Source organism: Phyllobacterium sp. SL163 (assembly GCF_049896885.1).
Taxonomy (GTDB): Bacteria; Pseudomonadota; Alphaproteobacteria; order Rhizobiales; family Rhizobiaceae; genus Phyllobacterium; species Phyllobacterium calauticae.
In genome coordinates this window covers 80,541-107,456 of record NZ_JAFCVE010000005.1, presented here as the reverse complement: position 1 = coordinate 107,456, position 26,916 = coordinate 80,541, and the positions used below count along the sequence as shown (strand labels likewise).

General features: G+C 54.2%; 22 protein-coding genes. 19 read left to right on the top strand and 3 right to left on the bottom strand.

All coding sequences use genetic code 11. The features are described from left to right. Window positions 1–109: 109 nt before the first annotated feature. From ACP7B1_RS12785 to ACP7B1_RS12705, 17 genes are all read left to right on the top strand, one after another. Window positions 110–1,588: a UbiA family prenyltransferase gene (locus tag ACP7B1_RS12785; protein WP_426136950.1), complete on the top strand. Its 1,479-nt coding sequence runs from the start codon at window positions 110–112 to the stop codon at window positions 1,586–1,588. Continuing rightward, on the top strand, window positions 1,585–2,919 hold the full coding sequence (locus ACP7B1_RS12780) for an FAD-binding oxidoreductase (RefSeq protein ID WP_346306762.1): 1,335 nt from the start codon (window positions 1,585–1,587) through the stop codon (window positions 2,917–2,919). Before ACP7B1_RS12785 ends, ACP7B1_RS12780 begins: the two co-directional genes overlap by 4 nt. A 17-nt stretch (window positions 2,920–2,936) precedes the next feature. After that, a complete protein-coding gene (locus tag ACP7B1_RS12775; protein WP_346306763.1) occupies window positions 2,937–3,674 on the top strand; it encodes an SDR family NAD(P)-dependent oxidoreductase in 738 nt (245 codons plus the stop codon). Further along, window positions 3,671–4,606 carry an NAD-dependent epimerase/dehydratase family protein gene (locus ACP7B1_RS12770; protein ID WP_229490894.1) on the top strand — a complete coding sequence of 312 codons (936 nt, stop codon included), beginning with the start codon at window positions 3,671–3,673 and terminating at the stop codon, window positions 4,604–4,606. The genes ACP7B1_RS12775 and ACP7B1_RS12770 overlap by 4 nt, the downstream gene beginning before the upstream one ends. A gap of 9 nt (window positions 4,607–4,615) precedes the next feature. After that, window positions 4,616–5,896 carry an NAD(P)/FAD-dependent oxidoreductase gene (locus tag ACP7B1_RS12765; RefSeq protein WP_229490896.1) on the top strand — a complete coding sequence of 427 codons (1,281 nt, stop codon included), beginning with the start codon at window positions 4,616–4,618 and terminating at the stop codon, window positions 5,894–5,896. Continuing rightward, on the top strand, window positions 5,896–6,321 hold the full coding sequence (locus tag ACP7B1_RS12760; protein ID WP_229490898.1) for a GtrA family protein: 426 nt from the start codon (window positions 5,896–5,898) through the stop codon (window positions 6,319–6,321). Before ACP7B1_RS12765 ends, ACP7B1_RS12760 begins: the two co-directional genes overlap by 1 nt. Window positions 6,322–6,324: 3 nt before the next feature. Then, on the top strand, window positions 6,325–8,487 hold the full coding sequence (locus ACP7B1_RS12755; RefSeq protein WP_229490899.1) for a hypothetical protein: 2,163 nt from the start codon (window positions 6,325–6,327) through the stop codon (window positions 8,485–8,487). Window positions 8,488–8,589: 102 nt separating this feature from the next. After that, window positions 8,590–11,577, top strand: coding sequence for a glycosyltransferase (locus tag ACP7B1_RS12750; protein WP_229490900.1), 2,988 nt, complete (start codon window positions 8,590–8,592; stop codon window positions 11,575–11,577). Window positions 11,578–11,838: 261 nt separating this feature from the next. Then, on the top strand, window positions 11,839–12,729 hold the full coding sequence (locus tag ACP7B1_RS12745; RefSeq protein WP_229490902.1) for a methyltransferase domain-containing protein: 891 nt from the start codon (window positions 11,839–11,841) through the stop codon (window positions 12,727–12,729). A gap of 822 nt (window positions 12,730–13,551) precedes the next feature. Continuing rightward, window positions 13,552–13,641: a K(+)-transporting ATPase subunit F gene (locus tag ACP7B1_RS12740; protein WP_163593559.1), complete on the top strand. Its 90-nt coding sequence runs from the start codon at window positions 13,552–13,554 to the stop codon at window positions 13,639–13,641. 34 nt (window positions 13,642–13,675) lie between these two features. Next, the gene (gene kdpA, locus ACP7B1_RS12735; RefSeq protein ID WP_346306764.1) at window positions 13,676–15,379 is read left to right on the top strand and encodes a potassium-transporting ATPase subunit KdpA; all 1,704 of its coding nucleotides are present in this window, start codon (window positions 13,676–13,678) and stop codon (window positions 15,377–15,379) included. 11 nt (window positions 15,380–15,390) lie between these two features. Then, window positions 15,391–15,558, top strand: a complete 168-nt coding sequence (locus ACP7B1_RS12730) for a hypothetical protein (protein ID WP_223614240.1) — start codon at window positions 15,391–15,393, stop codon at window positions 15,556–15,558. 43 nt (window positions 15,559–15,601) lie between these two features. Next, window positions 15,602–17,674, top strand: a complete 2,073-nt coding sequence (kdpB, locus tag ACP7B1_RS12725) for a potassium-transporting ATPase subunit KdpB (RefSeq protein ID WP_346306765.1) — start codon at window positions 15,602–15,604, stop codon at window positions 17,672–17,674. Between the two features lie 12 nt (window positions 17,675–17,686). Next, a complete protein-coding gene (gene kdpC, locus ACP7B1_RS12720; RefSeq protein WP_346306766.1) occupies window positions 17,687–18,250 on the top strand; it encodes a potassium-transporting ATPase subunit KdpC in 564 nt (187 codons plus the stop codon). A 68-nt stretch (window positions 18,251–18,318) separates the two neighbouring features. Beyond that, window positions 18,319–21,024 carry a sensor histidine kinase KdpD gene (locus ACP7B1_RS12715; RefSeq protein WP_346306767.1) on the top strand — a complete coding sequence of 902 codons (2,706 nt, stop codon included), beginning with the start codon at window positions 18,319–18,321 and terminating at the stop codon, window positions 21,022–21,024. Next, entirely contained in the window at window positions 21,021–21,713 is a 693-nt protein-coding gene (locus ACP7B1_RS12710) for a response regulator transcription factor (protein ID WP_346306768.1), read from the top strand. Before ACP7B1_RS12715 ends, ACP7B1_RS12710 begins: the two co-directional genes overlap by 4 nt. A gap of 45 nt (window positions 21,714–21,758) precedes the next feature. Continuing rightward, window positions 21,759–22,208: a PTS sugar transporter subunit IIA gene (locus ACP7B1_RS12705; protein ID WP_346306769.1), complete on the top strand. Its 450-nt coding sequence runs from the start codon at window positions 21,759–21,761 to the stop codon at window positions 22,206–22,208. Window positions 22,209–22,254: 46 nt separating this feature from the next. Here ACP7B1_RS12705 and ACP7B1_RS12700 read toward each other — a convergent pair whose 3' ends face one another. After that, window positions 22,255–22,557 carry a hypothetical protein gene (locus tag ACP7B1_RS12700; RefSeq protein ID WP_346306770.1) on the bottom strand — a complete coding sequence of 101 codons (303 nt, stop codon included), beginning with the start codon at window positions 22,555–22,557 and terminating at the stop codon, window positions 22,255–22,257. 41 nt (window positions 22,558–22,598) lie between these two features. After that, entirely contained in the window at window positions 22,599–23,666 is a 1,068-nt protein-coding gene (gene dapA, locus ACP7B1_RS12695) for a 4-hydroxy-tetrahydrodipicolinate synthase (protein ID WP_346306771.1), read from the bottom strand. A gap of 315 nt (window positions 23,667–23,981) precedes the next feature. Here dapA and ACP7B1_RS12690 point away from each other — a divergent pair, with 315 nt between their 5' ends. After that, complete coding sequence (locus ACP7B1_RS12690) at window positions 23,982–24,167, top strand: hypothetical protein (protein ID WP_346306772.1); 186 nt, start codon at window positions 23,982–23,984, stop codon at window positions 24,165–24,167. A gap of 105 nt (window positions 24,168–24,272) precedes the next feature. Next, the gene (locus ACP7B1_RS12685; RefSeq protein WP_346306773.1) at window positions 24,273–24,899 is read left to right on the top strand and encodes a response regulator transcription factor; all 627 of its coding nucleotides are present in this window, start codon (window positions 24,273–24,275) and stop codon (window positions 24,897–24,899) included. Window positions 24,900–24,920: 21 nt separating this feature from the next. Here ACP7B1_RS12685 and ACP7B1_RS12680 read toward each other — a convergent pair whose 3' ends face one another. Beyond that, the gene (locus ACP7B1_RS12680; RefSeq protein WP_346306774.1) at window positions 24,921–26,633 is read right to left on the bottom strand and encodes a sensor histidine kinase; all 1,713 of its coding nucleotides are present in this window, start codon (window positions 26,631–26,633) and stop codon (window positions 24,921–24,923) included. Window positions 26,634–26,916 lie beyond the last annotated feature (283 nt).

Genomic DNA, 26,916 nt, shown 5'->3' with positions numbered 1-26,916 from the left:
ATCGGCTTGGCCTGATGCAGACTGCATGAGGAAGCTGGACTTGTGGCGATAAGCCATTTGTGCCAGAAGGCTATGAGTTCAGCGTCACCTTGGAAAGTTATAGCCCGTTATGGAATTGGCATATCGCGAATTGAATGGAGAGGTCACTCCAGAAAACGCCGGTGTCCAATTGATGCGGTGTCCCATCGTTGTTGATCTGGATAAGACACTCATCCTGACTGACACGCTGCATGAACAAGTGGTCGCAGCTCTTTTCACCCAACCCGCGACGCTTATTCGCGCTGCTCCCAGCATGCTGCGCGGCCGCGCTGCCTTGAAGGCCGCTTTGGCGTCAAAGGTTGATCTGGCATCAACGGTGCTTCCGCTTCGCGAGGACCTTGTGAAGTGGTTGCGCGCGCAAGCTGCTGCCGGCCGGGAGATTCATCTCTGTTCTGCGGCAAATCAGGCGGTGGTTGACAATATTTCGCGGCGTATCGGCATTTTTGCGAGCGCCATCGGCTCCGATACTGCAAATCTGAAGGGGCGTGTGAAGGCAGAACATCTGGCGCGTACTTTTCCTGATGGCTTTGTCTATGTCGGCGACAGCAGGGCAGACTTGGCGGTTTGGAAATTGGCCGCGGGAATAGTCCTGGCAGGCGTTTCCACCGGCGTCGCAAAGGCAGCGCGTGATCTGGGCAAGCCGATTGAAGCGGAATTCAACAACCATCCTCTGACTTTGAAGGATAGTCTCAAAGCCCTGCGGGTGCATCACTGGTCGAAGAACGCTCTGATTTTCGTTCCGCTCATTCTGGCGCATGCCTGGGGCGATTTCACCGTTCTTCGCGATACGGTTCTGGGTCTTTTCTGTCTCTTGATTGTCACATCCTCGACCTATCTTCTGAATGATTTGGCCGATCTCAGTGCTGATCGGCAGCATTGGTCGAAGCGCAATCGCGCGCTGGCCAGCGGACGGCTTCCGATCGCCACGGGCCTGGCGATGGCCTGCATCGGTCTCGTCGTGGCGTTTGTCGGTTCTCTTCTGCTAACGCCTTATTTTACCCTCGCATTGGCAAGCTATCTCGTGCTGACGCTTGCATACTCCTTTGGCCTCAAGCGCGTGCCTATTCTTGATACGCTGGTCATCGGCATTTTGTTTACAACGCGTCTCATCATGGGGATCACGCTGCTTCGGCTGCCTGCATCCGCCTGGCTTTTGACCTTTTCAGTGTTCTTCTTCTTTTCTCTGGCGGTTGCCAAGCGTCATACGGAAATTATTCGTGCCGCTTCCACAGGGTCTCACAGCCTCGCCAGCCGTGGCTATATGCTCGAGGACGCACCGCTAACCCTCGCGTTTGGCATAGCGTCCGCCGTGGCATCCCTGTTGGTCATGGTCCTGTTCATCGTTGAGGAGATGCTTCCGGGGTCGGTTTATTCCCATCCGAATCTGCTCGGTGGAATTCCCGTTTTTCTTGCGATCTGGGTCGGTCGGATTTGGCTGCTGGCGCATCGGGGGCGCATGAATGACGATCCCGTCAGTTTCGCTTTGCGTGACAAGCCCAGTGTCGTGCTCGGCTTTTTGGTCGCGGTGCTCTTCGTGGCTGCTCTATGAGATCATTTGTCTCGACAGACGATATCCGCTCGTGGGGTGGAATCCTGCAGGGGCAGCATTTTGTCAGCCGGCCGAATTGGCGGGATCAGTTGCCTCGCAGTATTGCAGAGGCACGTGATGCCGACCACAGTCTTCTCGCTATAGGCCTTGGCCGCTCTTACGGTGACAGCGGACTGAATCCCGGCGGGGCGCTTGTCGACATGACTGCGCTTGACCGGATTATTTCGTTTGATCCGGCAACAGGATTGTTGCGTGCAGAAGCCGGAATCTCTTTTGCCGATATCCTCGACCTGTTCGTTCGTCGTGGATTTTTTTTGCCGGTCACCCCGGGAACGCGTTTTGTAACCCTGGGCGGGGCCATTGCAAATGATGTTCATGGCAAGAACCACCATCTTGCCGGAACGATCGGCAGATGGGTGCGCCGAATCGGGCTGCTTCGGTCGGATGGCACCGAGATCGAGCTGAGAGATGATGATCAAACCGGATTGTTCGCTGCGACGATCGGGGGGCTTGGGCTGACGGGACTGATCACGTGGGCTGAAATTGAGCTGATGCGCATCCCCAGTGCACTCATGGACGTTGAAACGCTTCCCTTTGCCAATGTGGATGAATTCTTTGCCGTGGCTGCCGAGAGCGAAGGCAGTGCCGACTACACGGTGGCGTGGGTGGACTGTCTGGCAAAGGGAAACGCTCTCGGAAGAGGCTTGTTCACGCGTGCGCGGCATGCACCAAGAGGAACAAAGCTCGCAAGGGTGGAGAAGCCGAAGTTAACGGTGCCCTTCTCCATGCCGTCGTTTGTCCTGAACAATCTGTCAATCGGCCTGTTCAACAGCCTGTATTTTTACAAGGGCCGCCGTGCGGCAGGCAAGGCGACCACCCCTTATCTGCCGTATTTCTACCCGCTCGACAGCATTGGGCATTGGAACCGGATATACGGCCGCCGGGGAATGTACCAATACCAGTCGGTTGTGCCACCCGTCACGGCAAGAGATGCAACCACGGAAATGCTCAAGGCCATCTCGAAGGCGGGTGAAGGTTCGTTCCTTGCGGTGCTCAAGACGTTCGGTGAGAAGGTATCGCCCGGCCTTTTGTCCTTTCCACAGGCTGGTACAACGCTTGCCCTTGATTTCCCCAATCGCGGCCAATTGACCCTTGATTTATTGAGCCGTCTCGATGACATCGTGCGCGAAGCCGGCGGACGGCTATACCCTGCGAAGGACGGGCGCATTTCCGCGGCGATGTTCCGCGCCGGTTACCCCGCTTGGGAAACGTTTGCACAGCATGTCGATCCAGCATTCTCGTCCGCCTTTTGGCGCCGGATAAGCGAGTAAAGAAGAGGAATAATTTCGTGCGTGTCATCATATTGGGAGCAACGTCGGCGATTGCTGAAGCGACGGCTCGCCTCTACGCAAGCGAAGGTGCCGACCTGTTGCTGGTCGGGCGGCAACAAGCCAAGCTCGACGCTATCGCCGCGGACTTGAAGGTAAGGGGCGCCGTCCGCGCCGAGACTGCCGTTTATGATCTGGCAGCGCCAAAGGATGTGCGCTCTGCGCTTGCGCAATTCTGTGCAACGCTCGGCGGCGTGGACCATGTGCTTATCGCCTATGGCGTGCTGGGCGAGCAGGATGAGGCGGAGCAGTCCACGGACGTTGCCGAGGAGATATTGCAGGTCAATTTCAACTCGGTTGCCGCATGGTGCCTCGCTGTCGCCGATGTATTTGAAGGGCAGGCGAGGGGTTCGCTTGTCGTTCTGGGATCCGTGGCTGGCGATCGGGGGCGACGTGCCAATTATGTCTACGGCGCAGCCAAGGCCGGGCTTGCCACACTCGTTGAAGGTATCTCCCATCGCTTTGCCAGCAACGGTCCACGCGCTGCCATCGTCAAACCGGGGCCAACCATCACGCCCATGACGGAGGGTATGAACCGCAAAGGCGCCTTGTGGGCAACGCCCGAACAGATTGCGCGAGTGGCACGGCGTGCCGCGGATCGCACTGGCCCAGTTTTCTACGCCCCCGGTCGCTGGCGTTTGATCATGCTGATCATCCGCAATCTGCCGACGGTGATTTTCAATCGGATGAGCATATGACACGACGGATTATCATAACTGGCGCTGCAGGACTTGTTGGTCAGAATCTGATCGCCAGGCTGAAAACGAACCCGGATATCAAGATCGTTGGGATCGATAAGCACCCGACAAACACCGCTTTGCTGCGGCGGATGCATCCGGAAATCGAGACAATCGAAGCCGATCTCGCCAAGCCGGGCCCTTGGATGGATGCGCTGGCCGGCGCCGATGCACTCGTGCTCAATCAAGCGCAGATTGGCGGTCTCCATGAACAGGAGTTTACCGACAACAATGTCACGGCCACTGAAAACATTGTCGCGGCCATGCGAAAGCACAGCATTCCCTATTTCGTACAGATTTCTTCTTCGGTCGTGCACTCGCAGGCCGATGATTTCTATACGCGCTCCAAAACCGCCCAAGAGAAATTCATCGATACCGTTGGCGACATTCCGCATCTGATATTGCGCCCGACGCTGATGTTTGGCTGGTTCGATCGCAAACATCTGGGCTGGTTGCGCAGGTTTATGGACCGGACCGCTATCTTTCCCATTCCCGGCGATGGCAAGTTTATCCGTCAACCGCTTTATGTCGGCGATTTCGCCGCGATCATCGCGTCCGGTTTAGCCAGCCGCGCAACAGGAACTTATGACATATCGGGGCTGGAGCAGATTCACTATGGCGATCTCATCCAACTGATACATGACACGGTTAAGCCGAAAGCCAGGATTGTTCATCTGCCCTATCACCTGTTCTGGGCGCTGTTGTTCGTGTACGGCAAGTTCAACAGCAATCCGCCGTTCACGACCCGGCAGCTCGAAGCGCTGGTCATACCGGAGACATTTCCGGTGATCGATTGGCCGGAAATATTCGGCATCAAAGCAACGCCGCTGCGCACCGCGCTGGAAGAAACATATCTTGATGCCCGCTATTCCGGCATCGTTCTGGATTTCTGAGGATTTTACATGAGCAGGATCATTGTCATAGGTGCTGGCCCGATGGGGCTTGCCGCAGCGCACCGGGCCGTAACGCTTGGTCATGAAGTTGATTTGATCGAGGCGGACAGCAAACCGGGCGGCATGGCCGCGCACTTTGACTTCGATGGATTGTCGATCGAGCGGTACTATCACTTTGTCTGCAAAACCGACAAGCCGACCTTCGCCTTGATGAACGAGCTCGGTATCGGCGACAAGATGCGCTGGACGCCAACCTCCATGGCCTATTACATGAAAGACAAGGTCCATCCTTGGGGAAGCCCCATTTCACTGCTAATGTTCCCGCACCTGAGCTTCATTGCGAAGTTGCGCACTGGCGTGCAGATGTTTTTGACGACGAAGGCAAAGGTCTTCAACAGCATTGAAAAATTGACTGCCAAACAATGGATCGAGCGCGGGTCCGGCAAGGAAGTCTATGAGACGCTTTGGCGCCGGCTGATGCAGCTCAAGTTCTACGAGCTGTCGGACGATATCTCCGCATCCTGGATCGCCACGCGCATCAAGCGCATCGGCAATTCCCGTCGTTCGATATTTCAGGAGGAGCTGGGCTATATCGAGGGAGGAAGCGAGACCCTCGTCAAGGCACTGGTATCTGCGTTTGAAGCAAAAGGCGGGCGGCTGCATCTCGCGGCGCCGGCCGAAAAAATAGAAACAGAGAACGGGAAGGTCACTGGTGTTACGGCAGGCGGGAGGTTTTTCCCCGGCGATGCGGTGATTTCTACGGTGCCGACGCCATTGGTGTCCAAACTTGCCCCGGATCTTCCGCAGTCCTGGCGGGATCGATACGACGCCATCCGCAACATCGGCGTTGTCTGCCTGCTGTTCAAGCTCAAGCGGTCGGTCACGAAGAATTTCTGGCTCAATATCGTCGATGAAAACATTGATATTCCCGGAATCATCGAGTTTTCCAACCTGCGTCCGGTGGATGACACGATTGTGTACGTGCCCTACTATATGCCGACCAGCCAGCCGAAATGGCAGTGGACGGATCAGCAGTTCATCGATGAGGCGTTCGGCTACATCCGGCGCATCAATCCGGCCATTACCGGAAGCGATCTCATCGATGCAACGGTGGGCCGTCTTCGGTATGCCCAGCCGGTCTGTGAGCCCAATTTTTACGAGAAATTGCCGGAGGTCCAGACACCGATTTCTGGTCTGCAGATTGCCGACACATGCTTTTACTATCCCGAAGACCGGGGTGTGTCGGAGAGCATCCGCTTTGGCAGGTCCATGGCCGAGGCGGTCGTCTGATGCGTGAACGAGCGACTGCAATCGTCGCCTCGCCATTTCTGCGTTTTGTCATTTCGGGTGGTATCGCAGCTGCGGTGAACATTGTCTCGCGCATTGCCCTGTCGCAGATCATGCCGTTCAGTGCGGCAATCGTGCTGGCTTACCTGGCTGGAATGACAACAGCCTATATCTTGATGAAGCTGTTCGTCTTCGATCAGTCGGGCAGTTCCGTGCGCCAGGAATACATACGGTTCGGTCTGGTCAATCTGGTGTCGCTCCTGCAGGTGTGGCTCGTCAGCGTCGGTCTGGCCCGCTGGTTCTTCCCCCTGATCAACTACACGTGGAACGCGGACACGACGGCCCATATCATCGGCGTCCTGAGCCCCGTTGTTACCAGCTACCTCGCGCATAAATCATTTACTTTCGCCCGTAAGGATGGACAATAATCAATGCTTAGAATGGTCACAAGGAACGCGATATTCCTGGCGCTGATCTGCTCGATCTCCTTGGTACTAATAATTTATTCCATTTTATTCGTGCGCGGGAACTATATGGTGCCCCTTTTTTGGGATCAGTGGGAATTTGCGATTGATCTGGCAAAATCAAAGCAAGACACACTCTCGCTCCAGTATCTTTTTGCTGCGCATAACGAGCATGTCATTGCAACGACAAAGCTGCTTTTCTTTCTCGATTACTATTTTTTTAGTCTAACAAATGGTCCGCTCATTGTGTCGATTGGCATCGCAACATTTTGTATTGCGTGGCTGTTGGCCAAGCTTTTGTTTGTCAATGACAAAGAGAATAAGTATTTCTATCCATTCTTTCTGCTTTTCTCTGCATCCGGATTCTCGCTGGCCCAATGGGAGAATTTGCTCTGGGGCTTCCAACCTCAGTTTTATCTCGTGCTGATCTTCACACTGATAAGCTGTCTTATTGGGTTGAAAGTAAGTGACCGTGAGCAAGTCACATCCCCTTGGTGGTTCGCTGGATTGCTTGTGACAACGGGCTTGGGTGTGTTTTCGATGGGCAATGGCATCGCATTGCCTGTTTCCATTATCATCCTGTTTGTTCTTCGCCGCTACCGGCCGATTAAAACGGTGCTTTATGCATTCGTCGCGGCATTGTTCATTGGTGCGTTTGTCGTTTTGACACGTGGTGCACCCTCCGTCGGAGATCCTGCGCTAAAGACACTCGGCAATCTTGTGTCTTTCTTTTTTGGCATGCTTGGTAGCCCCATCAGCAATCGAGGGGGTATTGCCGCGATATGTGGTCTGGTGTTGTTTGGCGCTTACAGCATTCTATTCGTAGTTTGTATTTTAATACCGTTTCTGCGCAGACGGTCGCTTGATGAGGCTTTTGTGGGGCTCTTTACCCTCGCAAGTTTTCTCTTTGCAACGGCTGTTGGCGCGGCCTGGGGGAGGAGCGCGCTGGGTACAGGCGCAGCATTGGCGTCACGTTACGCGACACCTATGCTTGTATTGTGGATGACACTTTTTGCTATACTTTTTCGAGTGACAGTCAGATCCGAACATCGGCCGTCACATCGTCAGGTTCGATCGGGATTGTGCATTCTTCTCGCCTTGAGTGTTGCAGCATGGACCAGCTTGAAGCCGGGCAATATTGTAAGTGTCGGTCAGGCGAATGCAGTAAACCAGGCTGGATACTTTCTGTCTTCTGGTGTGGGTATTGATGAGCAATTGCTGAAATTATACCCGACGCCAGGCCGAATAAGGCCCGCTATTGATTTTCTGCGTGACGCCAAACTCAATCTATTCGCAGAGAACCCGGAACTATCCGCATTGAGGTGGAAGAAATGGACAGATAAACCGGCTCAAGCTTGTGAACGTGGGGCCGTCGATAAGGTCCAGCGCCTTTCTGCTTCGGGGTGGCAAGCGGTTGGCTGGGTGACAAACGTTGCACGGCAAAATCCAAGTTGGATAGTTGCCGTCGACTCAAGTCAGAATGTTCTGGGATACACGGTCCCACTTCAACCTCGTTCCGATGTTGTTAAAGCTATTGGACTAAGCGACAGCTATCGCGGTTTTGTCGTGCCCGTAAACATGGCTTCTGCCGACCCAGCTCTCCCCGTATCTCTGCTGGCTATTTTTGGTGAAGACGAATCGCCCTGCCGCTTGAATTTGCCGCCTTTACCCAAGGGACCTTTTCTGATCCAACCGGGTGAGTTCGTACCGCTTCGAACAGAGGTCATACATTCGGGGGCTGCAGCCAGTCCGGGAGTACCGCCAACGCTCATAATCAGCACACCTTACAAGGGAGCTGAGATTAGTGGTACTTGGGTTTCTTCCGATGAGGACGTTGGTGGCGTGACGTACAATGTTCTCGATGCGGTGTGCCAGAATGTTATTGTACCAATCTTGCGCGGACCTTCAGCCGAGGGATTAAGTCTTGTTGTAAAAACCAACGGCAGGCTGATTTTTGCCGATACAAAACAGTTGGATTCGCTCCCACCCCATTTATGGCAATATTTGCAGATAAATGCGTTTGACACTTGCAAGGAAGGCGAAAAATTGGACCTGAGTATAACGCTGGAAGACAATGGACGGGGATGGGGAGCGTGGGGTGCCATGGCAACTCCGGCTTTTCAACGCTAGCAGTCACATATGTTGAACTCGACTCTGGTGAAGTAGCCGGCCAAACGAAATTGGTTGAGATAATAGGCACTGGACGATCGTCTTGAGAAGGAAACAAGGTTCATGAATCATGGTTCTAACCAAAAAGCCGAGGCCTCGATCGCAGTTGGGTTGCAAGGCTTGGACAAGGCACTTTCCCGGGCTTCATTCTGGCCTGTGAATAATATTGTGGCAGAGTCTGCATGGCTGGAGCATGGACCCTTTGCATTCTGGCTCATCGACGCGCTCAGACCACGGACTTTTGTTGAACTTGGGACCCACGGGGGCTTTTCCTATTTCGCGTTCTGTCAAGCGGTGCAAAGGCTTGAAATCAACACACGCTGCTATGCGGTTGACACATGGAAGGGTGATGAGCATTCCGGCCAATACTCGGATGCGGTATTCGAAACCGTAAGGACTCACAACGACAAAAACTATTCAGTGTTTTCCGACCTTGTGCGGTCAACATTTGACGAGGCCTCGACGCATTTCAGCGACGGGACGATAGATTTGCTTCACATCGACGGGCGCCACTTTCTTGAGGATGTGGAACACGATTTCGAAACTTGGAGGCCGAAGCTTTCTGATCGAGCAGTGGTCGTTTTTCACGACACGAACGTCAGGGAACGGGGCTTTGGCGTCTATAAATTATGGGAAACGTTGCGCCCAGCCTATCCATCTTTTGAATTTTTTCACGGGCATGGGCTTGGCGTTCTGGGTGTTGGCAAGAAGTTGCCAACTGCCATCCGCGCAATGTTTGATCTCACAAAATCTGAAGCTGGAGCGGGCGCTGTCAGAGAATTTTATGCCCGGCTCGGTGCTGCGGTTCAGGCGGAGTCCACGGTTCTTCTCAAACAAGATGCCCTGGGCGCAAAAGTAAAAGAGTTAGATGAGTGTTCTCGTCATATCCAGAGTTTGGAAATTGAAATAGAAGATAAGCATAGTTTGAACGACAGACTGACGCGAAAGAACGATGAATTGAACCATCGCGTTGATACCCTTAGAAGGGAGATTTCTGAGCTAAAATCTAAGTTCTCTGAAACGAGCCGGCTTGAAAGTGAGCTTCAAAATCAGCTCTCGTGGAAAGCTAATGAACTTCTCGCGTACCAGCGTTCAATGAGCTGGAGATTAACAGCGCCTTATCGATTTTTTGGCAATAGAATCCGTAATACAGTAGGAATATTTGGTACCTTTCCGAGAATGATAGGTCGCAGCGGTGGCCTGAAACCAGCGGTCGGGCGCGCTATCAGGATAATTCGGCGTGAGGGTATATCAGGTTTGATACAAAGAACCAGGGAAGCTTCCATTGCAAGCTCGAGAGGTCTTTTATTCGGAAATGATTATTCAGAATGGCTCCATAATTACGGATCTCTTAATCAGTTAGAATCTGCGAAAGTCAAAGCGCTTCTGAAAGGGCCGAAGCAACTACCTCAAATATCCGTTGTGATGCCGGTCTATAATCCTAACTTGGCATGGTTGCAGGAAGCTGTTCAATCGGTTCGTGACCAAGTTTATCCAAATTGGCAACTTTGCATCGCGGATGATAAGTCTACAAATCCAAAAGTTCGTGAAGAACTTCTCAAATATGCGGCGCTAGACAAGCGAATACTGGTCACTTTTCGTGAAGCCAATGGCCACATCTCCGCAGCCTCCAATAGCGCACTTGAACTCGCGACTGGCGAATGGATTGCGTTAATGGACCAAGACGATGTGTTGGCGCCCGAGGCCCTTTACCATATTTTTGAAGCACTTGAACGCAACCCGACTGCAAAACTGATCTACTCGGATGAAGACAAAATTGATGAAGTGGGGAAACGTTTTAGTCCGTATTTCAAGTCCGACTGGAATCCAGACTTATTCCTGTCGCACAATATGATTTGTCATTTGGGGGTTTATCGGGCGGATATGGTTAAGCAGCTTGGTGGATTCAGAGAAGGCACAGAAGGCTCTCAAGATTATGATCTTGCCTTGCGCTTTATCGAACTATTGAAGCCCGATCAAATTATTCACGTTCCGCGTGTTCTTTATCATTGGCGCAGCCATGCGGACAGCACTGCTCAATCGGGCGATAACAAGGGATATGCACTTCGTGTTGGCCAGCAGGTTCTCAATGAGCACTTTCAACGGATGGGAATTGATGCCACGTCGGAATTGCTGGATTTTGGCATGTATCGGGCCCGTTACAAATTGCCAGATCCACTTCCTCTGGTAAGCCTGATAATTCCAACACGCAATGGGTTAAAACTGCTGCGTCAATGTATAGATAGCATAGTTGAAAAAACAGAATACCCTAACTACGAGATAATCATCATCGACAACAATTCGGATGATGAGGATACTCTAAGATATCTTGATGCTATTTCTCACAAAGATCGGATTCGTGTTATCCGTGATACGAGACCATTCAATTATTCCGCTTTGAATAATGGCGCCGTAGTGGAAGCAAAGGGAGAGTTTGTCGGTCTGATCAACAATGATATCGAAGTCATCTCCGCTGATTGGCTTGGTGAAATGATCAGCATAGCCAGTCAGCCTGGGGTGGGGGCTGTTGGTGCACGCTTGTGGTATCCCGATGATACACTTCAGCACGGTGGAGTCATATTGGGTCTTGGTGGAGTAGCTGGGCACTCCCACAAGGGGCTTCCACGAGGGGCTCCTGGCTATTTTTGGCGTGCGCAGCTTATTCAAACCCTTAGCGCTGTAACGGCTGCCTGTTTGATCATAAGAAAAGATATCTTCCAGGAAGTCGGCGGTTTGGATGAAGAGAATCTCAAGGTGGCTTTTAACGATGTCGACTTTTGCATTCGCGTTCGCGAGGCAGGGTATCGCAATGTGTGGACGCCCTATGCAGAGCTTTATCATCATGAGTCCGCATCACGTGGCCTTGAAGATACACCAGAAAAGAAGCAACGCTTCGCAAGTGAAGCAAAATTCATTAAGCAACGATGGGGTAAAATTCTTCAAGAAGATCCCGCATACAGTCCAAATCTGACAGTCGATCGGGAAGATTTTTCTCTTGGCTGGCCGCCAAGAGTCAAGGCGAGTGCCGCAGAAGATGGGAACGCCCTATAATACGTGGTGGTATTGTTCCGGCACTTTGAATGCCTGAAATTCAGGGATTGCGACTCGCGGTAGCGTTCTCTCGTATCTCTATTGAGGATTGCCGCAGAGGCGGTAATGTCAAAGCAACAGCGTTTGAGATATTTGGAGCAATTCTTACCCTATTGCGTGATGGTCGTCCCGAGGTGATGGGTTCCTTAATTTTGAGAATAGTTCTTCATTTGATATTGCAGGAGTGTGTGCATACGTGTACGTGCGAGCAATGGGGGGCACATGATTAAAACACTGGCTGCAAGAATACCCGGTCGCATCAAGCGGCAGTTAAGAGTTCTTTGGAATCCACCGACAGCGATCGCTCAACCCCAACCAACCCCTGATATTTCTCACACTCAGCCAATGGACCTCATGGGCGTAGCTAATCCTACGTTGGCCTACAGAGAAACATTAAAAGAAGTGGCGTTGAAGGTTGGCCTTGTCTTGGAGATTGGCCCATATTTTCGACCTGTATTGGTCGGAAACAATGTTTCCTATTTTGACGTTCGAACCAGCGCCGAACTTACGGAGCGAGCAGAACTGGAGGGATACTCTACAGAAGCGATTCCAACTGTCGACTATGTATCCCCTATTGGCGATTTGTCCGTCGTGGATAAGAAATTCGATGCTGTTCTGAGCGCACATTGTATTGAACATCAACCGGATTTTGTTGACCATCTGAACAAGGTAGGAAGCTTGCTCAATCCGGCCGGCAGATACTACGTGATTATTCCAGACAAGAGATATTGTTTCGACAACAAGATACCAGAATCGAGCATTGCTCAAATCATATCTGCGCATCTTGAGAAACGAAAAGTTCATTCACCCCAAAGTGTTATTGAACATCGGGCTTTAACGACGCACAACGATCCTTTGAGGCATTGGCAGAATGACAATGACGATATTGCCTTGGATAGTGCTTACGTTGAAAGAATCCGATCGTCGATTGTCGAGTGGCGTTCAAGCAATGGTTCATATGTTGACGTGCACGCTTGGCAATTTACGCCCTTAAGCTTCAAATCGATTGTCAACACTTTAACCCAATTGGACATGATAAAATTGCAACTTGAGGCAGTTTTTGAAACGCCGTTTCCTCGTAATGAGTTCATCGCGATTTTGAAAGCAGTCTGAGCCTTGATTGAGGACAGCTTTAGATCATTCAGTATTTGTCGTCTGAAAATATCTCCGAGATGTTTGAGGTAATACAAATCACAGCAATGCCCGTTTTGGCTACCCTCTTCATGGCTTTATGGGCTGTTTATGTATTTGACCTGCTCATCCAATTGAAAAATATCCGCGTCTTTTAGGCGCGGATCAAAATCTTAGCAACAGTCTGGTTCTCCGGAACAAGCCGCATCGTTAAAAAGGACACGGGGACATTCCCACGTTCCAGAATCTTTCGTACGGCCCTGTACTTACACAATGGTATGCGTACTGAACAACCGCCGAAGGCGGTGATTGGTTCAAAATCTGCGCTCGCTGATTATCGCGAGGAATTGGGCATTTTCCCGTGGTTGTGGCCTGTCATTCTCGCTGGTATCGCCGTCATTTTGCTGAGCAGCTGGCCGTTGAGCAGATCTGGGATTTAAATGATTTCCTGACCGAGATGCCTCCGTCTTGGGGCGCTTATGGCTTTTTATGAAATTATTCCATCGGCTTGGCGTGCGTTCCGTTGTTGCGAGGAATTCAGCCAATTCCCCCTCAAATCCTTATAGTTTCCTTATACCTCCTCTCTGTGTCCCGTCTCGAATTCTTATGTCCGAGGCGGCATAACTCCTTTGCTCAGCAATTTGTCTGAAAATACTTTTGAGTAATGATCAGCAATATTGATGCTGTCTATATAAGGAGTTCTCCAGATGGACTTTATTGTTCTTGGAATAGGTGTTTTGTTCTTTCTCATTTCGCTGGCTTATACAAAAGCCTGTGAAAATTTGTAATCGGAAGGATCAGATAATGACCATCGATTACATTCTGGGAGGTGGAGTGACCTTGTTCCTTCTTGCCTATCTCACTTACGCGCTGGTTCGCCCAGAGCGCTTCTGATCGCCTCTGACACCAGGCTTGGAAAGCTACACCTATGACTCTCAACGGCTGGATACAGATTCTCGTTTACTGCGGGATCATCATCTTACTTGTGAAACCGCTTGGCGGTTACATGACGCGTGTTTTTAACGGCGAGCGCACATTCCTTTCGCCCGTCCTCGTTCCGGTGGAGCGGGGCCTTTATCGTATTGCCGGAACAAGCGAGCGCGACGAGCAACACTGGACCACCTATACGGCTGCATTGTTGCTCTTCAGCTTGGGCGGCCTCATTGTGCTTTATGCCTTGCAGAGGTTCCAGGGAATCCTTCCCTATAATCCCGCTGGCATGACGGCAACGGAACCCGGTCTTGCCTTCAACAGCGCTGTCAGCTTTGTCACCAACACCAACTGGCAGAACTATGGCGGCGAAAGCTCCATGTCCTATCTTGTTCAGATGGCCGGTTTCACGGTTCAGAACTTCGTATCGGCAGCCACGGGCATTGCGATTGCCATCGCTCTCATTCGCGGGTTTGCCCGCACGTCAGGCAAGTCCGTCGGCAATTTCTGGGTCGATCTGACGCGAAGCACGCTCTATATCCTGCTCCCCATCTGCATCGTTCTGACGCTTGTCTATGTGTATCTCGGTGTTCCACAGACGCTCGGGACCTATGTGGATGCGACAACGCTCGAAGGCGCAAAGCAGACCATCGCTGTCGGCCCCGTTGCATCCCAGTTGGCGATCAAGATGCTCGGCACGAATGGCGGCGGTTTCTTCAATGCCAACTCGGCCCATCCCTTTGAAAATCCGGATGCCATCTCGAACTTCATCCAGATGGTCTCGATCTTTGCGATCGGTGCCGCGCTGACCAATGTCTTCGGCCGGATGGTTGGAAACCAACGTCAAGGCTGGGCTCTCTTCGCCGCCATGGGGGTTCTTTTCCTGGCTGGCGTTACCGCCTGCTACTGGTCGGAGGCTGCCGGCAATCCGCTGGTGCATGCGCTTGGGATCGATGGCGGCAATATGGAAGGCAAGGAGACCCGCTTCGGCATCGCTTTGTCGGCGCTTTTCGCCGTGATCACAACGGCCGCATCCTGCGGCGCGGTCAATGCCATGCATGACAGTTTCATGGCCATTGGCGGCATGCTGCCCATGATCAACATGATGCTGGGAGAGGTCATCATCGGCGGTGTTGGTGCCGGTCTCTATGGCATTCTGCTCTATGTGGTGATCGCGGTTTTCGTTGCCGGACTGATGGTCGGCCGCACGCCGGAATATCTCGGCAAGAAGATCGAAGCCAAGGAAGTGAAGATGGCCATGCTCGGCGTGCTTTGCCTGCCGCTTGCCATGCTTGGCTTCACGGCGATTGCATGCGTGCTGCCATCGGCTGTGGCTGCAACCGGTAATTCCGGCCCGCACGGCTTCTCCGAAATCCTGTATGCCTATACGTCGGCCGCTGCCAACAATGGCTCGGCATTCGGCGGTCTCAGCGGGAACACCACCTGGTATAATCTTACGCTCGCCATCGGCATGCTCATGGGCCGGTTCTTCGTGATCATTCCGGTCATGGCAATTGCCGGGTCGCTGGTCGTCAAGAAGACCGTTCCGGAATCCGCAGGCACCTTCCCAACCCATGGCGGTTTGTTTGTCGGACTTCTCATTGGCGTCATCCTGATCGTCGGCGGTCTCACATTCTTCCCGGCCCTGGCTGTCGGACCGATTGTCGAGCACCTCGCCATCGGTCTTGGCCAGACCTTCTGATGGAGCCTGTCATGCGTCACGGTTACCTGCAATTCAATGTCCATCCTCGCGCCGGCAAGCTGGCGCGAGGGGCAGCCAAGCGCGTGCGCGCCTCCGACATCATCCTTGGCATGACGCTGGTGATGCTGATCGTCTGGCTTGCGGCATACGCCTGTCTTCACACAGTCACAGCGTCATGATCGCCGCCGTGCAGTTACAAGAATTTCAAAACTGGAGTCTCAAATGAGCCAGTCCAAATCCGCGAGCCTTATGGACTCTCGCATACTCATACCGGCCATCGGAGGAGCTTTCAAAAAGCTTAATCCGCGCAGCCTCATCAAAAACCCCGTCATGTTCGTGGTTGCGGTCGTCTCGTTCCTGACGACGGTGCTGTTCCTCAAGGACATGGCGACCGGCGGCCGCGATCTCGGATTTTCATTCCAGATCATCGTCTGGCTCTGGTTCACCGTGCTTTTCGCCAATTTTGCCGAAGCCGTCGCCGAAGGCCGCGGCAAGGCACAGGCGGATTCACTGCGCAAGGCGCGCACGGAAACGCAGGCCAAGCTTCTCACCGGCGATGACCGCACCAGCTTCAAACTGGTGCCCGGCACCAAGCTGAAGGTCGGCGATATCGTGCTGGTCGAGGCAGGTGATATTATCCCCTCGGACGGTGAAGTCATCGAAGGCATCGCCTCGGTCAATGAATCTGCCATCACCGGTGAATCCGCTCCGGTCATCCGCGAGTCCGGCGGTGACCGCTCGGCTGTCACCGGCGGGACCCAGGTCCTGTCGGACTGGCTGCGCGTGCGTATCACTGCCGCTGCCGGCTCCACATTCATAGACCGGATGATTGCGCTTGTCGAAGGCGCGGAACGGCAGAAAACACCCAACGAAATTGCGCTCAACATTCTTCTTGCCGGCATGACCCTGATCTTCGTGCTGGCAACGGCAACGATCCCAAGCTTTGCAACCTATGCAGGCGGCGCCATTCCTGTGGTTGTCCTAGTCGCTCTGTTTGTCACGCTGATCCCGACCACGATTGGCGCGCTTCTGTCGGCAATCGGCATTGCGGGCATGGACCGGCTGATCCAGTTCAATGTTCTTGCCATGTCTGGACGCGCCGTCGAGGCCGCCGGTGACGTCGACACTTTGCTTCTCGACAAGACCGGTACGATCACATTCGGCAATCGCCAGGCTACGGAATTCAGTCCCGTGACCGGTGTGACCGAGCAGGAACTGGCCGATGCGGCGCAGCTTGCCTCCCTGGCCGATGAAACGCCGGAAGGCCGCTCGATCGTCGTATTGGCAAAGGAAAAATATGGCATTCGTGCGCGTGACATGGCGACATTACATGCCACGTTCGTGCCGTTCACTGCGCAAAGCCGCATGAGCGGCGTGGATATCGATGGCTCGTCTATCCGCAAGGGGGCTGTCGATGCGGTTCTTGCCTATGTCAATTCCACAACCGTTGTAACGGGAACCGTCCGGGCAAGCGCCGAGCTGGTGCGCGAGCTGCAGTCCATCGCCGATCAGATCGCCAAGGCAGGCGGGACACCGCTTGCAGTGGTACGCGATGGCAAGCTGCTCGGCGTCATTCACCTGAAGGATATCGTCAAGGGCGGGATTCGCGAACGCTTCTCTGAACTGCGCCGCATGGGCATCAAGACTGTGATGATCACGGGTGATAACCCGCTGACAGCAGCGGCGATTGCGGCGGAAGCCGGCGTTGACGATTTCCTCGCTCAGGCCACACCTGAGAACAAGCTCTCGCTCATCCGCGACGAACAGGCCAAGGGCAAGCTCGTGGCAATGTGTGGCGACGGGACCAACGACGCGCCGGCGCTTGCGCAGGCCGACGTTGGTGTGGCGATGAATACCGGTACGGTGGCCGCGCGTGAAGCGGGCAACATGGTCGATCTCGACAGCGATCCGACCAAGCTCATTGAAATCGTCGGCATCGGCAAGCAGCTGCTGATGACGCGCGGTGCGCTGACGACGTTCTCGATCGCCAACGATATCGCCAAATACTTCGCCATTATTCCTGCAATGTTTCTGGCGTTCTATCCGCAGCTCGCCGCACTCAACATCATGGGCTTGCAGACGCCGCAAAGCGCCATTCTGTCGGCAATCATTTTCAATGCCCTGATCATCGTTGCGCTCATTCCGCTGTCGCTCAAGGGCGTCAAGTACCGGGCGGTCGGTGCTGGGGCTCTGTTGAGCCGCAACCTTCTGATTTACGGCCTGGGCGGTGTCATCGTGCCATTCATCGGCATCAAAGCGATCGACATGGTCATTACCAGCCTTGGGCTCGCATAAAGGATCATTCCAATGTTAAAACAACTCAAACCCGCGATTGTCATGGTTATCGCCCTTACAGTGATCACGGGTCTCATCTATCCCCTGGGTATGACCGGGCTCTCGCAATTGCTGTTTCCGCACCAGGCCAATGGCAGTCTGATCGAGAAGAACGGAACTGTCATCGGGTCCGAATTGATTGGCCAGGCATTTGCCTCTGACAAGTACTTTCACGGCAGGCCATCGGCGGCTGGCGACGGATACAATGCGAGTTCTTCCGGCGGCTCCAATCTCGGACCGACAAATCCGAAACTGATCGAGCGCATCAAGACAGATGCAGCGGCACTGAAGGAAACAAATAGCGCTGCTCCTGTCCCCATTGATCTGGTTACGGCGTCGGGCAGCGGGCTGGACCCGCATCTTTCTCCGGCCGCCGCCTATTTCCAGATACCGCGCGTAGCGAAAGCAAGAGGTCTCGATGAGGCACGCATTCGCCAGCTGGTGGATCAGAACATACAGGCACGCGAGCTTGGATTCATGGGTGAGCCGGTTATCAATGTGCTGACGTTGAATCAGGCACTCGACGGTCTGAAATAAGCCGGTTAGCCTGAAATACCGGGAACGTGCGATGCGGGTTCCCGGTATTTTCGAAGGGGTCATGACACATGCCTGATGACGGCCGCGACACTGAACGAAGACCATCGCCCGAGGCGCTGCTGGAAAATGCCGAGCGAGAGACCCGCGGTCGGTTGAAGATTTTTTTGGGGGCAGCGCCGGGGGTCGGAAAGACCTACGAGATGCTGATGTCCGGACGGGCGGCGATTGCCGAGGGCATCGATGTTGTTATCGGTGTGGTCGAGACACATGGGCGCAAGGAAACGGAAGCCCTCGTCAAAGGTTTCGAGGTACTCCCCAAAGCCCGTATCAACTACAAGGACCACCAGCTTGAAGAGATGGACATTGACGCGATTCTGGCGCGCCGTCCGGCTCTCGTTCTCGTGGACGAATTGGCACACACGAATACGCCTGGTTCGCGCCATCCGAAGCGCTACCTGGATGTCCAGGAGATTTTAAGACACGACATTGATGTTTACTCCACCCTCAACATTCAGCATGTGGAAAGTCTGAATGATGTCGTGGCCCAGATCACCCATGTGCGTGTGCGGGAAACTGTGCCTGATTCCGTCATCGATGAGGCGGACGATGTTGAAATCATCGATCTCACGCCGGCAGATCTGATCAAGCGCCTGCATGAAGGCAAAGTATATGTCCCCGACACCGCCAAACGGGCGATAGAGAACTATTTCTCTCCCGGGAACCTGACAGCACTGCGCGAGCTCGCCTTGCGCCGCACGGCGCAGCGGGTCGACGACCAGCTTCTCTCGCACATGCAGGCGAACGCGATATCGGGACCCTGGGCTGCCGGCGATCGCGTCGTCGTGTGCATTGATGATCATCAGGGAGGAACCGCCCTTGTCCGCTATGCACGGCGTCTGGCTGACCGGTTGCGTGCGCCGTGGACGGCACTCTATGTGGAAACGCCCGGATCAACCCGGCTCTCGGAAGACGACAAGGATCGCATTGCCTCCACCTTGCGGCTGGCAAGCCAATTGGGGGGAGATGCGATCACGACGCCCGGCCGCGATCCCGCCGAAGAGATTGCCCGCTATGCACGGGAAAACAACGTCACGCACATTGTGACAGGCAAGCCGACAAAGCCGCGCTGGCGCGAGTTCTTCGAAGGGTCGGTTTCACATGATCTTATCCGGCACGCCGGGAATATCAGTGTGCATGTGATTTCCGGGAACGAGCAGAACGGCGAACCGGCCCGTCAGAAGGCGTCGGAAATTCCGGAAGGGCGTTTCCAGCTCAAGGCCTATCTTCTGAGCACGGCATATGTCGCCGGAGCGCTGGCGGTGGGTCTTTTGCTGTCGCGCATATTGGATGTGCGCAATATCGCCCTGGTCTTCCTGATGGCCGTGCTTGCTTCGGCAGTGACGGTTGGGCTTTGGCCGGCCCTGTTTGCGTCGGTGCTGAGCGCCATTGTGCTGAACTTCTTCTTCCTTGATCCCCTTTACACCCTGGTTATCAGTGACCCGGAAAGCGTGATTGCGCTTGGCTTCTTTTTCGGTGTCGCTGTGATTGCCAGCAACTTGACGGCGAGGGTGCAGCGGCAGGCGGCGGCAGCGCGGCAACGGGCCAGAACAACGGAAGATCTCTATCTTTTCAGCAAGAAGCTGGCGGGAACGAGCACGCTCGATGATGTCCTGTGGGCGACAGCCTTTCAGATCGCATCCATGCTGAAACTGCGGGTCGTGCTTCTTCTGCCGGAGAAAGGTTCAATTGAAGTGAAGGCCGGCTATCCGCCCGACGATACATTGGATGACGCGGACATCGCGGCGGCGCGGTGGGCGTGGGAAAACAACCGGGCTGCGGGCAGGGGAGCCGATACATTGCCGGGCGCAAAGCGGCTTTATCTGCCCTTGCGAACGGGACGCATGGCCGTTGGTGTCATCGGTCTCGACAGCGACAAGAAGGGGCCTTTGCTGACGCCTGAACAGCAGCGCCTGCTTGACGCCCTGGCCGACCAGGCGGCGGTCGGCATTGAGCGAACACAACTAGCGGCTGATGTGGACAAGGCAAAGCTGGCGGCGGAAGCGGACCGTCTCCGCTCAGCCCTGCTGACGTCCATCTCGCATGATCTCAAGACTCCGTTGGCTGCCATCATGGGTGCCGCCGGCACCTTGAAGGAATTCGCTCCCGTGCTTGCCGCTGCCGAACGTTCCGATCTTCTCTCGACAGTCATCGACGAATCCGAACGTCTCAATCGCTTTATTGCCAATCTGCTCGACATGACACGGATTGAGTCCGGGGCAATGGAACCGAACTTTGCCTATCACTATGCCGGGGACATCGTCGGTTCGGCGCTGAGCCGGGCAAGGAAGATCATTGGAACCCATAAGATCGAGATCTCGATACCGGATGACTTGCCGATGCTGAGGATTGATCCTGTCCTGTTTGAGCAGGTGCTTTTCAATCTGCTGGACAATGCCGCGAAATATGCCCCCGACGGTTCGGCTCTGCGGATACAAGCCTGGTCGGATGACGGATCGGTCATCCTTCAGGTGATGGACGAAGGTCCGGGAATTCCCGTTGAGGATCTCGAACGGGTCTTTGACAGTTTCTATCGGGTGAGCAAGGGCGATCAGGTCAAGGCGGGAACCGGATTGGGGCTTTCCATTTCCCGCGGATTCATTGAGGCAATGGGCGGCACAATCACCGCGGAACAAAGAACCGATCGGTCAGGGGCAGTTTTCACCATCAGAATGCCGGCTTCCCGGGCCGTTCCCAGTATGGATGCCAGGCCGTGACAAATTCCAGCGTCAGGATCCTTGTCGTGGACGATGAGCAACCCATTCGGAAACTGTTGCGGGTCGGCCTTGGTACGCAGGGTTACAATGTCCTGGAGGCGGGGAATGCCACCAGCGCCACCGAGCGGGCGGAAGCGCATCAGCCCGACCTGATTTTGCTCGATCTCGGTCTTCCCGGTGTTTCCGGTCTCGATCTTCTGCGCCGGTGGCGCGAGGAGGGCTCGGATATTCCGGTGGTCATACTGTCAAGCCGTTCAGATGAACGGGGTATAGTGGAGGCGCTGGAGCTTGGAGCCGATGATTATGTCGTCAAGCCGTTTGGAATGAACGAGCTGGTCGCACGCATTCGGGTTGCCCTACGGCATCGCCTGCAGCAGCAGGGGGAGTTGCCGGTTTTCGAAACCGGCGGTCTGTCCGTCGATCTGGTGAAGCGGATTGTGAAGGTCAACGGCAGTGAAGTGAAGCTGTCGCCGAAGGAATACGATATCCTCCGCGTTCTGGTGCAGCACGCCGGCAAGGTGCTTACGCACCGCTTTCTCCTGTCACAGGTGTGGGGTGGCTCTGCGGATGTCCAGTATCTGCGCGTCTACATCCGGCAGCTCCGGCAGAAAATTGAGCAACTGCCGGATCAGCCGCGATACATCGTGACGGAGACCGGCGTGGGGTATCGCCTGAAAGAAGTTGAGTAGGGTTGCCGCGTGCTTGTACGCCGGGATTTGCAATTGGAAATGAGAATGAAATTGGCTGATTATCTCAATCTTGATGATGTGATGTACGATCTGGAGGTGTCATCCAAGACGCAGGCACTGCATGCCATGGCGGATGTTGTGAGCAGCGATGCAGGAGTTCCGGCTGCGGCTCTCTTGGCTGCGCTGCAAAAGCGCGAACGCCTCGGTTCCACCGGCATCGGACACGGCGTTGCGATTCCGCATACGCGGATGGAAGGGGTCGATAAGCCAAGAGCCTGCCTGGCAAGGCTGAAGAGGGCCGTCGAGTTCGATGCCATTGATGATCTGCCGGTGGATGTCATTCTCATGCTGATCACGCCGGACGTTGAAGCAAACAGGCACTTGAATGTGCTGGCGCATTTTACGCGAAAACTGAGAGTTCCCGGGGTGCTCGAACAAATGCGAGCAGCCGGGGACGCAAGGACGCTTTGCGCGTGTCTGGCAGATATAGCGTGACAGGCAGCCAAGAGACCGCCTGTCCATCCCATCCAGAAAAATCGATCTAGGCTGATCTGCGATAGCGGCCCTGTCGATGCGACGAGCCGTCAAAGGGTGTGACATGGACTGAAAGATCGGTCCAGGGATCGGCGATGAGACAATCGCCGTCCTGTGCGCACCAGACGGCCCCAGCTTCATGTTCACTTTCACTCACGGCGAAATGGATGGCGGACTCCCTGTCGGCGAAGAGGCCGCCGACAAGGCGTTGCCTGTCGCAAACGACCCAGCAGCCATCCAGATTGCGGCCGACGATGAAACGGCAGCGGGTATTGGAGTTGCCGGGATATTGCATGCTGCTTTCCGTCATGTCTTGCTTCCAGGCTGGTGTGATTTCATTGGGAAAAGACTTTAAACGCGCCATGCGAGTGGAGCAGGATGAACCGGGGATTTTTCCCGGAGATTGAACGCTGCATCATCCGAGGCGCCGTGATCAGGAGCGGTAACACCTCCAAGGTGATCCAGGGCGGATGCAATCTGTGCGGCGACATCATCGGCAACGGTGATGAGGGGTAGGCGGACCTCGTCGCGCATGCCGCGCCGGTGTTTCAGTGCGGCCTTGATGGGGCAGGGGTTCGTATCCAGCTCGAAAGCCTCGAGGACAGGTTTCAGCCTCTGGTGAATATACTTCGCCGTTGGCCAATCACCTTTGATGCAGGCATTTTGCAGGGCGACAAAAACGTGGGGCAGGACATTGGCCATGACCGAAATCATTCCGTCGCCGCCCAAAAGGTTGAAGGCGTGGGCTGAAGCATCATGCCCCGACAGGAGAATGAAGCGATCTCCGAATGTGTTGCGCATCTCTTCGACCCGTCTCACGTCGCCGGTTGCATCCTTGATGCCAAGGATTGAAGGCATCTGCGACAACCGGTCGAGGGACTGCAAGGAGATATCGACGCCGGTCCGGGACGGTACGTTATAGACAATGACCGGTATCGGAACGCGTGCGGCAATCGCTTCGAAATGACGAACAATGCCATCCTGATTGGGCCTGTTGTAAAAAGGCGTGACGATCAAGGCCGCATCCGCGCCGCAGGAAAGGGCAGCGGATGTGTGGGCAATGGTCAGTTCGGTACTGCTCGTGCCGGTCCCGGCAATGATGGGTACACGGCCGTTCGATACCTTCAGGCACGTTCTGATGATCCTCAGCCGTTCATCCCAGGTAAGCGTGGACGCTTCTCCCGTAGTTCCGCACGCAACCAGAGCGCTTATGCCGGACTGGATGTGCCACTCCGCCAGTTCGCCGATCGCGTCGTAGTCGACATTCCCGTCTTTGAACGGGGTGACGAGCGCTGTCATCGCGCCGGTTAGCCGTAATCGTTCAACTTGACTGTCGCTGTTCATGATGTCCTCTTCTGCATTCCAGCCGCGCATGGACAGGAACTGGCTCTGCCGGGCGGCAAACGGACGCGACGGCATTGAAAGCGCGTACCCCTGGAGGCAGGCTTTGCCGGCATCTTGTTCCGTGTCGCTGTCATCTCGCGCAATTCTCGTGTTGAGTACGGCTAATACGTATCAACGCTTCCGATAGGAATTCCATTGCGTGTTCGCGGCAATCATATCAAAAAAGTATAAGGATCAGGGGGGCGACGCTGTACCCAGTCGAGCATAGAAATTTCCAGGGCATCAAAACTTATATGAGATTTTTATATTCTGGGTGTGGTGCTGCAATGGATTTCATATGTTGAATTCATTATTTTAAACAGGGACATGAACCAGATATAGTTGAATAGAATGCGCGATCTTACCTACGTTCTGGCTATCATTGCAATCATGCTACTTGCGTGTCAGGCCAAGCCCAGGCCGGGAATATCACCGCTTCGGACGGCAAAGGTCAGACTCAGCGATGCGGATGTGGCGGTTCTCGTTTTCACGCTCGCCCTGGCCGTGCTCATCGTTGCCATGGCTGTTTCAATCTGAACGCCTGGCAGATACCTGAATAGGTACAAGTACGGATACATTGTCATGTGAATCTGTGATCGTGTGGCGGGGTATTCTCCGCCTGCTCGACGGCAGGGTTTTCGTTTGCCCATTGCTGCTGCCGCCAGACAAGGTCACGTTTTGATGCGCTATCCAGTCTATCTCGTTGACGATGATGCTGCCGTCCGGGAGGGGCTCTGTCTGCTCTTCGAGGCCTACAGGATCAATGTCATTGCCTTTGATGGCCCGTTGACCTTTCTTCGTGAGGTCAGCCTGTTGCCGCCCGGATACCTGCTTCTGGATTTGCAGATGCCGGAGCTGAACGGGCTGGAATTGCAGAAGGAACTGATCGGCAAAGGCATTGACTGGCCTATCATCATTATTACCGGCTATGGAGATCTGAGGAGTTGCCGCACGGCGTTTCAATCGCGTGTCGTTGATTTCCTGGCCAAGCCTGTCGATCCGGAGCAGCTTTTTGAAGCGCTTGGGAAAGCTGAAGTGCTTCTCGAGATTGTTTTGGAAAAGCGAGAGGCTGAAGCGTTGTTCGCGTCATTGACCCCGCGCGAAAATGAAATCATCAATCTCGTCTGCCGGGGATGGGGTTCGAAGGAAATTGCAACGTCATTGAGCATCTCATTGCGGACGGTCGATGCGCACCGGGCCAATATTTCCGAGAAACTGGGCACGACATCTGTGGCTGAATTTGTTCAGATGAAAATGCGGGTTCAGTAGGGTATCGACGCCCTTTGTTCTTTATCCGGCATATCGCTTGTTGGCGCGGGCGGCGAAATGCTTGATGTCATGTTCCGGTTGCATACCGTTGGTTGCGTCGAAAGCGACCAACGGTATGAAAGGTGCTGTTACTGGACGAGTCTCCGCTTTTGGCAGGGTAATTGTGAAGACCGCGCCATCTTTGTTCGAAGCGGTGAGCAGCCCACCGACGCGTTGCACTATTCTTTGGGACAGCGAGAGACCCAATCCCATTCCGCTGCTCTTGGTTGTGAAGAAGGGCTGAAAGAGCTGTGCAAGCGTATCCGGGCTCAAACCGGGCCCGTTGTCTGACACTTGGATGATATTCACGGTGTGATCTGCGACGGTGTGGATGGTTATACGTTTTTGCGGCTGCTCCGATGTGCCGAGCGCTTCAATCGAGTTGCGGACGAGATTGTGGACGACTTGTTCAAGCTCTACCCGATTGATATTTGCAACGGGCGAAGGCTCTGCAAGACAAAGCACCAACGAAACGTTCCGTTGTTTGATTTCCAAATTGAGAATCTCGACAATCTCCAGGATGGCGCTGTTAAGCGTCGTGATTTCAGGAGCTGCGGCTGTATTTGCAATGTAATCACGGATCTTTCCGAGTATTCGGCCAGCTCTTCTTGCATCCCGGACGTTGGCATCCATTGCCTGTTTCAGGAGGCCGGTGCGGGGTTCTTTTTCCTCGAGTACCTTGAGGCTCGCCTGGCTTTGGCTGAGCAGCGATGTGAGAGGTTGCGCCAGTTCATGGATAATGCCGGCTGCAAGCTCCCCGATGGCATTGACCCGTGCCGCATGCTCCAGACGGTTCTCCTTTTCCAGTCTCGCGGCACGCCCCAGTGCTTCTTCCTCCGATTGCCGCAGGCGCTGGGAGAGCCGGCGTTGGTGAAGGGTGTGATAGGCTGCCGCGACCGCTGCGGCGGAAAGACAGCAATATGCTGCAAGTCCCAACGGATTGAACAATTCACTCAGATCAACAGTTTCGCTTATGCGAAACACCGTCCCTTCGGGGAAGTCGGTGATGTCCTCCGATGCGGTTTTGTGCAGACTGGAAACGATTGTTTTTTCGAGCCGAAGCCAGGGGGAGAAAAACGAATCCTGTTCGTCATTCAGTAGGATGGCAGGGACGCCGCCAATGATCCACTCGACCTCCGGTGAGCCGGACAGCAGGAGTGGCTTGATCATTTGTGCTACATCCAGAAGCATGACAATGGCATAATGTGCATTGCCATTTTCAACATGTGCTGTCGTGAAATAACGCCCGGGAAAGCGTGGATCAGCGAATCCGCGGATCATACCACGGGGCTGGTTAATGACCGTTGGGAGCACTGCGGGTATTGCCGCAACGTCAGTGGTCGAGGGAAAACTGGCCATGAGGGTAGCGTGAGAGGGGTGATCGCCTTTGGGGAGCTCGTACAAATGGATCAGGTGTATGCGAGGGCAAGCGTCCATTATATGCTGAACCAGCGAGCTGAATACCTTCATGGATTCAACACCGGATACGGTTGAAAAACCCTCCAGGGATTTGACGAAAGCAAAATTCTGGGCAATGCGGCGATCAACACTGGTTGTGATCTCATTGGCCTTTGCCGCGAACATGTCCGACTTGTCCCGAAAAATCGTGACGGCCGACACGGAAACGTACACCAGCAGGGCAATGCACCAGATGGATACCGCAACTATCAGGGAAGGCTTCAGGTCTTTCTGCATGTCTCGGCAACTTATAAATTTGTTTATGTATGAAATATATTGTGTGCGGATTTCTGGTTATCTCAGAAGCCCAGAACGAAAATACGATTTATGCGTTTTTCAGAGCATAAAATCGTCACCAGCCTAAATAATACTGCCTGCCGATATTGGAGGCTTCCCCATCGTGAAAGCCCGGCATCGGAATAATGTAACTTATCTCTAGAGGTCTTTCAATGATGTTTCCGAGCCGCAGTATTGGCCACATCCGCACCGACATCAACAATGCTCGGATACTGTAAAGAAT